Origin of the sequence: Arthrobacter sp. SO3, assembly GCF_020532825.1 — a bacterium.
In the GTDB taxonomy this organism is placed as follows: domain Bacteria; phylum Actinomycetota; class Actinomycetes; order Actinomycetales; family Micrococcaceae; genus Arthrobacter.
The window spans coordinates 1-7328 of record NZ_MQTS01000087.1 but is presented as its reverse complement, the minus strand read 5'-3'; the positions used below and the strand labels follow the sequence as shown (position 1 = coordinate 7328).

General features: G+C 67.0%; 7 protein-coding genes and 1 pseudogene. All 8 read right to left on the bottom strand.

Annotation, left to right across the window (positions count from 1 at the left end):
• Positions 1-181, bottom strand: a pseudogene (locus tag BJQ90_RS08995) (aminodeoxychorismate lyase); the annotation flags it as partial.
• Positions 162-776 carry a Holliday junction resolvase RuvX gene (ruvX, locus tag BJQ90_RS08990; RefSeq protein ID WP_226759950.1) on the bottom strand — a complete coding sequence of 205 codons (615 nt, stop codon included), beginning with the start codon at positions 774-776 and terminating at the stop codon, positions 162-164. The gene ruvX and the pseudogene BJQ90_RS08995, both read right to left, overlap by 20 nt.
• Before the next feature lie 10 nt (positions 777-786).
• On the bottom strand, positions 787-3465 hold the full coding sequence (gene alaS / locus BJQ90_RS08985) for an alanine--tRNA ligase (RefSeq protein ID WP_226759949.1): 2679 nt from the start codon (positions 3463-3465) through the stop codon (positions 787-789).
• 135 nt (positions 3466-3600) lie between these two features.
• Positions 3601-3867 (bottom strand): DUF6167 family protein, encoded by a 267-nt coding sequence (locus tag BJQ90_RS08980; protein WP_226759948.1) that lies wholly within the window; start codon positions 3865-3867, stop codon positions 3601-3603.
• A 20-nt stretch (positions 3868-3887) separates the two neighbouring features.
• Complete coding sequence (locus tag BJQ90_RS08975) at positions 3888-4262, bottom strand: DUF948 domain-containing protein (protein WP_024364980.1); 375 nt, start codon at positions 4260-4262, stop codon at positions 3888-3890.
• Between the two features lie 145 nt (positions 4263-4407).
• Positions 4408-5034 carry a 30S ribosomal protein S4 gene (gene rpsD / locus BJQ90_RS08970; RefSeq protein ID WP_224046625.1) on the bottom strand — a complete coding sequence of 209 codons (627 nt, stop codon included), beginning with the start codon at positions 5032-5034 and terminating at the stop codon, positions 4408-4410.
• Positions 5035-5229: 195 nt separating this feature from the next.
• Entirely contained in the window at positions 5230-5628 is a 399-nt protein-coding gene (locus BJQ90_RS08965) for a cupin (RefSeq protein WP_226759947.1), read from the bottom strand.
• Positions 5629-5840: 212 nt separating this feature from the next.
• A complete protein-coding gene (locus tag BJQ90_RS08960) occupies positions 5841-7295 on the bottom strand; it encodes a replication-associated recombination protein A (protein ID WP_226759946.1) in 1455 nt (484 codons plus the stop codon).
• Between the last annotated feature and the right edge of the window lie 33 nt (positions 7296-7328).

Sequence of the window (7328 nt, the reverse complement as noted above, 5' to 3'; positions counted from 1 at the left end):
TCGGCTCCGACAGGACCGGCTGGGGGGTGTGCTCGCCGGTTTCGAAGGCCTGCGGCGGGATAGACTCGTGCCCCTGGGTCTCCTGGAACTTCTCCCGGGCCCTGATCTCTTTGCGGGTCAGCGGTCGGCCGGCGCCGCCGAAAGCCTCACCGGAGGGGTCGTCACTGTTGACCGGGCTCACTGTCGCCTTCCATTTTGGGCAGAATGCCTCGTGCAGAATGTGTGTCTAGTGCCGGGCCGGCCTGAGCGCCATCCCCGGTTGGCCCCGGTGCGGACTCCGCGTAAACGCGGCTTCCGACCTCCGTCCCCTTGGCCTTTTGCATATCAATCGCATGTTGCAGGATACCTGCCGCCGCAACCTGATCAACTACCTTACGGTGATTTCGGCTGCTCATGCCAGCTTCGTGCAGGTTCCGGTGGGCAGTGACAGAGCTCAGCCGCTCATCGACCAGCCGCACCGGCGCCCCGGAACCGCACTCCCCCAGTTTACCCGCCAGTAGCTTCGCGTAGTCAGTGGCCATCCGGGCCGAGGCATGTTCCTCGCCCTTCATCGTGCGCGGCAGGCCGACAAAGACCTCGACCACACCGAGTTCCACGGCCAGGGCCGCGAGGACCCGCACGTCGGTGTTCTTTTTCACGTTGCGGTCCAGGGTGCGCAGGGGCGTGGCCAGGATGCCATCGGGGTCACAGACCGCCACGCCCACCCTGACGGTGCCGACGTCCACCCCAAGTTTCACGCCCCTGGGGTAGTCGCCGGGCACGGCAGCTTCGTTCATGGAGAGTCCGTTATCGCCGGGTAATGGCGTCCACGACGGCGGCGAGGGCCGCGCCGACCTTGCCGGCATCCGTGCCGCCACCCTGGGCGACGTCATCCTTGCCTCCGCCGCCGCCACCGAGGATTCCGGCGGCGAGGCGCACCAGGGCGCCGGCCTTGACGCCGGCCGCGCGGGCGGCTTCGTTGGTGGCGATCAGGATGACCGGGCGGTCGTTGCTGACGCCGGCGACCGCAACCGCGGCCGGCTCGGAGCCGAGGCGGGTCCGCAGGTCCAGGGCCAGGCCGCGAAGGTCGTCCGCGCCGCTGACTTGTCCGGCGTCGTGCGCGATGACCTTGACGCCGGCGGCATCCTGGGCGGTGCCGACGAGCTGCGCGGCAGCTGCCGTCAGCTGCTCCCTGCGCAGGCGCTCGAGTTCCTTCTCGGCAGTCTTGAGTTTGGTCAGGGTGGTGGCGATCCGGTCCGCGAGGAGGCCGGAGGGAACCTTGAGCATTTCGGTGAGTTCGGTGACGAGGGCGCGCTCGGCCGCGAGGTGCCGGAACGCGTCCATGCCGACGAAGGCCTCGACCCGGCGGTTTCCTGATCCGACGGACTGTTCCCCGAGCAGGGACAGGCTGCCGATCAGCGAGGTGTTCTCGACGTGGGTTCCGCCGCAGAGTTCGCGGGACCAGGCGCCGTCGATTTCCACAACACGGACTTCATTGCCGTAGTTCTCGCCGAAGAGCGCCATGGCTCCGAGGGCCTTGGCCTCGGCGAGGCCCATGATCCTGGTCGCCACCCGGTAGTTGTTGCGGATGGCGATGTTGGAGACTTCCTCGATCTCAGAGCGTGTGGCCGGGCTCAGGCCCTCGCCCCACGCGAAGTCGAACCGCAGGTAGCCGGCCTTGTTGAAGGAGCCGCGCTGCAGCGCTTCCGGGCCGAGGATCTGGTGCAGGGCCGCGTGCACGATGTGCGTGCCGGTGTGGGCCTGCTCTGCGGCGTGCCGGCGTTCCCGGTCCACGGCGGCCTGGACGAGGGAGTCGGCACCGATTTCGCCCTCGCGGACGATTGCCTTATGCACGCTCAGGCCCTTGATGGGGCGCTGGACGTCGAGTACCTCGACGACGAAACCGTCGCCGGTGATCAGCCCGGTGTCGGCTGCCTGGCCGCCGGCTTCGGCATAGAACGGAGTCTCGGCAAGGACCAGTTCGATTTCCTCACCCGTGGAGGCCTGGGAGACCTTGCGGCCGCCGGCGAGGATGCCGCGGACCTTGGACTCGCCGCTGAGTTCGGTGTAGCCAGTGAAAACGGTTTCTCCGGCGGAAAGCAGTTCCTGGAAGGCGCTGAGGTCCGCGTGGGAGCCCTTCTTGCCCTTGGCATCGGCCTGGGCGCGCTGGCGCTGTTCCAGCATGAGCTTGCGGAACTCGGGCTCATCGACCTTCAGTCCGGCCTCTTCGGCCATTTCAAGCGTGAGGTCGATCGGGAAGCCGTAGGTGTCATGCAGGGCGAATGCGTCCGCGCCGGAGAGCGGCCGTCCGGCGGCCTGGGACTCCTTGACGGCGTCCTCGAGGCGGGCCGTGCCGGAGGCGATGGTGCGCAGGAACGCCTTCTCCTCGGCGTACGCGATCCGGCTGATCCGGTCGAAGTCCGTCTCCACGATCGGGTAGACGCCCTTCATGGCGTCGCGGGAGGCCGGAAGCAGTTCCGGCAGGCAGGCCTTCTCGACGCCGAGCAGGCGCATCGAGCGCACGGCCCGGCGGATGAGGCGGCGCAGCACGTAGCCGCGGCCCTCGTTGGAGGGGGTGACGCCGTCGGCGATCAGCATGAGGGAGGAGCGGATGTGGTCCGCGACGACGCGCATCCGGACGTCGTCGGTGTGGTGCGGGTCCTCGGCGGATTCGGCGGAGGTGTATTCCCGGCCGGACAGGGCCGCAGCCCGGTCGATGACGGGACGGACCTGGTCCGTTTCGTACATGTTCTCCACGCCCTGCAGGATCATCGCGAGGCGTTCCATGCCGAGGCCGGTGTCGATGTTCTTCTTGGGCAGTTCACCAGTGATGTCGAAGTCGACCTTGGAGCGGACATTGTCGATCTGGTACTGCATGAAGACCAGGTTCCAGATTTCGACGTAGCGGTTCTCGTCGGCGATCGGACCGCCCTCGACGCCGTAGGCGGGGCCGCGGTCGTAGTAGATCTCGGAGCAGGGGCCTGCGGGGCCGGGCTGGCCGGTGGACCAGTAGTTGTCGGCCTTGCCCATCCGCTGGATCCGCCCGGCAGGCATACCCGTATTCTTGAGCCAGAGCTGCTCAGCCTCGTCGTCCTCTTCGTAGACGGTGACCCAGAGGTGCTCAGGCGGAAGTCCGTAGCCGCCGTCGTCCACGCTCGTGGTGAGCAGTTCCCAGGCGAACTTGATGGCGTCTTCCTTGAAGTAGTCGCCGAAGGAGAAGTTCCCGCACATCTGGAAGAAGGTGCCGTGGCGGGCCGTCTTGCCGACTTCCTCGATGTCGCCGGTCCGGATGCATTTCTGCACGCTGGTGGCGCGTTTGTAAGGTGCTTCCTCACGGGCCGTCAGGTACGGGATGAACGGGACCATGCCGGCGACGGTGAACAGCAGGGACGGGTCGCTGGAGACCAGCGAGGCGGAGGGAACCGCCGTGTGGCCCTTACTGACAAAAAAGTCGATCCAGCGCTTGGTGATCTCCTGCGACTTCATGAGCTGATTACATACCCTTCAATATTCACTGCGTTCGTGGTTCGCGCGCGTGGTCCGCGGAACGGTCTGGTCCGGCCGTCGGCCGTTCCGGCAGCCCCTTTTGCGGGTGCCGCCTTCTTTCTCATTCTCTCCCGGCTAGCGCCGGACTGCATCCCGGCCGGCGGAGCCGTTGCCGATGGCCTTCTCCAGGCCGGCGTCGATGCCAAGGGCAGAGCGGAGTTCAGTCTCCCGCTCGCTCATGCCCTCGCGGACCGCGTCGGCGAAGTCGTACAGGCCGTCGGCGAGCCGGCCCACCGCACGGTTGAGGCCCTCGGGGCCAAGATTGGACTGCGCTTCAGTGATCTTGCGGAACGCGATGACGCCGATGGCGACGCCGATTCCCATCCAGATGATTCTGTTCATGTCAGGTTCTCCAGCTGGGGTTAGCGGCTGCGGCGGCCGGTGGCGGGCTTCTTGCGGGCGGTGAAGGCCGAGCGCACGCCGTAGCTGAAGGAGGCTACCTTAATCAGCGGCGAACCCACGGTGGCGGCCACGAGCGAGGACAGCGCCGAGATGTTGGCGGAAGCGTCGGAGACGTTGTTCGCGATGCCGTCGACCTTCTTCAGCTGCTCATTGGTGGTGGAGACGGTGGCGGTGACTTCGTCCATAAGTGGTGTGGCGCCGTCGCTGATCGAACGGATCGAGGTCCGCACTTCGTCGAACACTCCCCCGAGTTTCAGAATCGGCACGGCCAGCAGCAGGACGAGCAGTGCAAACACTCCGGCCGCGATCAGGCCGGCAATATCGCCACCAGTCATAGTCGTTCATCTCCTTGTTGCGTTGTGTCCCTGCGGGCGCCACCGGCTGACGCAGCCGGCAACCGCAGAAGTCCCCCAAGTACCTTACATACAAAGAAGCCCGCGGCGCGTGCCACGGGCTTCTTTGTAAGGTGTCGCGTTGGATCTAGCGTGCGTAGAATTCCACGACGAGCTGCTCTTCGCAGGTCACGGGGACCTCGGAGCGCTTCGGGCGACGGACCAGGCGTGCCTGCAGGGCGTCAAGCTTGACGTCCAGGTATGCCGGAACCATCGGCAGGACGTCGCGGTGCGCGCCGGCTGCTGCAACCTGGAACGGAGGCATGGTCTCGCTGCGGCTGTGAACGTGGACCAGCTGGCCCTCAGAGACGCGGAAGGACGGGCGGTCAACGCGGATGCCGTCGACCAGGATGTGGCGGTGCACAACCAGCTGGCGGGCCTGGGCGATGGTGCGGGCGAAGCCTGCACGCAGCACGAGGGCGTCGAGACGCATTTCGAGCAGTTCGATCAGGTTTTCACCGGTCAGGCCCTTGGTGCGGCGTGCTTCTTCGAAGGCACGCGTCATCTGGGCTTCGCGGATGCCGTACTGGGCGCGCAGACGCTGCTTTTCGCGCAGACGTACGGCGTAGTCGGAGTCCTGCTTCTTGCGGGCACGGCCATGCTCACCGGGGCCGTACGGGCGGCGCTCCATGTACTTGGCGGCCTTGGGGGTCAGAGCGATACCGAGTGCACGCGAAAGGCGTGCGGTCCGGCGAGCACGAGTGTTGTTAGCCACTTGTGTCCTTCCAATATCTGCGGTGTGTCAGTGTTACTGGCCTCCATCATGGAGAGCATCGGCCAACCGCTGCCTTTTGCTACTGGGCACAGGGCAAACCCATCTCAACAGCATCAAATGCTGACATCAGGTGGATTGTGCGTCTGTGCCTTGCCAGACAACGAATAACCTTACCATGTCGGGGCCGGCGGCCCGTCAGGTCCTGGCGTGCATGCCCTTGCTGCTGCGCCGCCCGAAGGATGCCGCACCGAGAAATTCCACGGCCACGAACGCGTCAGGCCCGACGACCCGTTCATCATGGCCGGGCGGGATCGCGTAGGTATCGTTGGCGCGGATCGTGGAGCGCAGCCCCGCGGAGGATTCGACTTCCATCTCCCCCGAGATGCAGAACCCGAGATGGTGGTGCTGGCACAGTTCGGTCTGCTCGAAGGGTCTGATGGACTCGGACCACCGCCAGCCCGGGCCAAGGATCATCTTGGCCACCGAGTAGTCGTTCACGGTGACAAGGTCGAATTCGGCGTTGTCCGGGCAGCGTTTCCGGTCCGGTACGTCGAAAGACTTGACTGCCAGGGCGGTGACGAAATTTACGGACATGGGAGACGACCTTGGAATGTGGGCGAAGCAGCCCGGTGTGGAACCTGGCTACTGGGGTGCCGGCCGCCGACCGGTGGTCCGGGAAGCGAAGATCCGGCAAAGTGTGCCGCTGTCCCTTGTCATGGCGGACACGTTCAGCAGGTCCTTGCTGACTTAAGTCCACGTTAGACCTCACGGACACGAAGTCAACGTCCACTTTCCCGGCCCGCAGCTTACTTGCCCCGGATGATCCTGCGCAGCCGTTCCAGCCGGGTGGAGATGTCCCGTTCGGCGCCGTTGGCGGTCGGTTCGTAGTAATTGCGTCCCACCAGGTCGTCGGGCGGGTACTGCTGGGTGGCCACGGAGTGCGGCGCGTCGTGGGCGTATTTGTAGCCCTGCCCGTGCCCCAGCTGCTTGGATCCCGGGTAGTGGGCGTCGCGCAGGTGGGCGGGGATGCCGTTGCCGAGGCCGGCGCGGACGTCGGCGATCGCCTGGTTGATCCCGAGGTAGGCGGCGTTTGATTTGGGCGCGGTGGCGAGGTGGACCACGGCCTCGGCCAGGATGATGCGTCCTTCGGGCATGCCGATCAGCTGGACCGCCTGGGCGGCGGCGACGGCGGTCTGCAGCGCCGTCGGGTCCGCCATGCCAATGTCCTCCGCCGCGGAGATGACGATGCGCCGGGCCACGAACTTCGGGTCTTCCCCCGCCTCGAGCATCCGGGCGAGGTAGTGCAGGGCGGCGTCGACGTCGGAACCCCGGATGGACTTGATGAAGGCGCTGGCGACGTCGTAGTGCTGGTCGCCGGCGCGGTCGTAGCGCACGGACGCGACGTCGAGGGCCCGCTCCGTGTGCCGGAGTTCAATCTTGACCGGGGCGTCCCCGGCCGCCCCGGCGGCTGCGCCGGACACCACTGCGACAGTGTCGTCCGCGTCCCCGAAGGCCACGCCGGCTGCCGCCTCGAGCGCGGTCAGTGCCCGGCGGGCGTCGCCGCCGGAGAGCCGGACCAGGTGCGCGAGTGCCTCGTCGCTGAGTTCCACCTTGCCGCCGAGCCCGCGGGGGTCAGCCGCGGCCCGCAGCAGCAGGGCCTCGACGTCGGCGTCGGTGAGCGGTTTGAGGGTCAGCAGCAGCGACCGGGAGAGCAACGGGGAGACCACCGAGAAGGAGGGGTTTTCGGTGGTCGCGGCGACCAGGACCACCCAGCGGTTCTCGACGCCGGGCAGCAGGGCGTCCTGCTGGGCCTTGTTGAAGCGGTGGATCTCGTCCAGGAACAGCACGGTGGTGGTCTTGAAGAGGTCGCGGGCGGTGAGGGCTTCGTCCATGACGCGGCGGACGTCCTTGACGCCGGCGGTGATGGCGGAGAGTTCGACGAATTTCCGGCCGGGGCCTTTGGCGATGACGTGCGCGAGCGTGGTCTTGCCGGTGCCGGGAGGCCCCCAGAGGATCAGTGAGCTGGGGCCCGCGGGTCCGGTGGCGTCCGTGCCGGCGGCGAGCTGGCGCAGCGGCGAGCCCTGGCCGAGGAGGTGCTGCTGGCCCACCACGTCATCGAGCGTCCGGGGCCGCATCCGGACCGCGAGCGGGCTGCGCGGCGAGGCGGCACGCCGGGCGGAGCCCTCGTCGGCCGTGTCTTCGGCGTCGCCGTCATCCTCGACAGCGGCGCTGTCCCGTCCTGCGCCAAAGAGATCATCCACATAGATAGGCTACTTCTAGTTCCCGCCCGCCCC

Excerpts from the sequence above, each read along its gene's own strand:
- alaS (WP_226759949.1), bottom strand. The coding sequence starts at position 3,465 with ATGAAGTCGCAGGAGATCACCAAGCGCTGGATCGACTTTTTTGTCAGT.
- BJQ90_RS08975 (WP_024364980.1), bottom strand. The coding sequence starts at position 4,262 with ATGACTGGTGGCGATATTGCCGGCCTGATCGCGGCCGGAGTGTTTGCA.
- ruvX (WP_226759950.1), bottom strand. The coding sequence starts at position 776 with ATGAACGAAGCTGCCGTGCCCGGCGACTACCCCAGGGGCGTGAAACTT.
- BJQ90_RS08980 (WP_226759948.1), bottom strand. The coding sequence starts at position 3,867 with ATGAACAGAATCATCTGGATGGGAATCGGCGTCGCCATCGGCGTCATC.
- BJQ90_RS08965 (WP_226759947.1), bottom strand. The coding sequence starts at position 5,628 with ATGTCCGTAAATTTCGTCACCGCCCTGGCAGTCAAGTCTTTCGACGTA.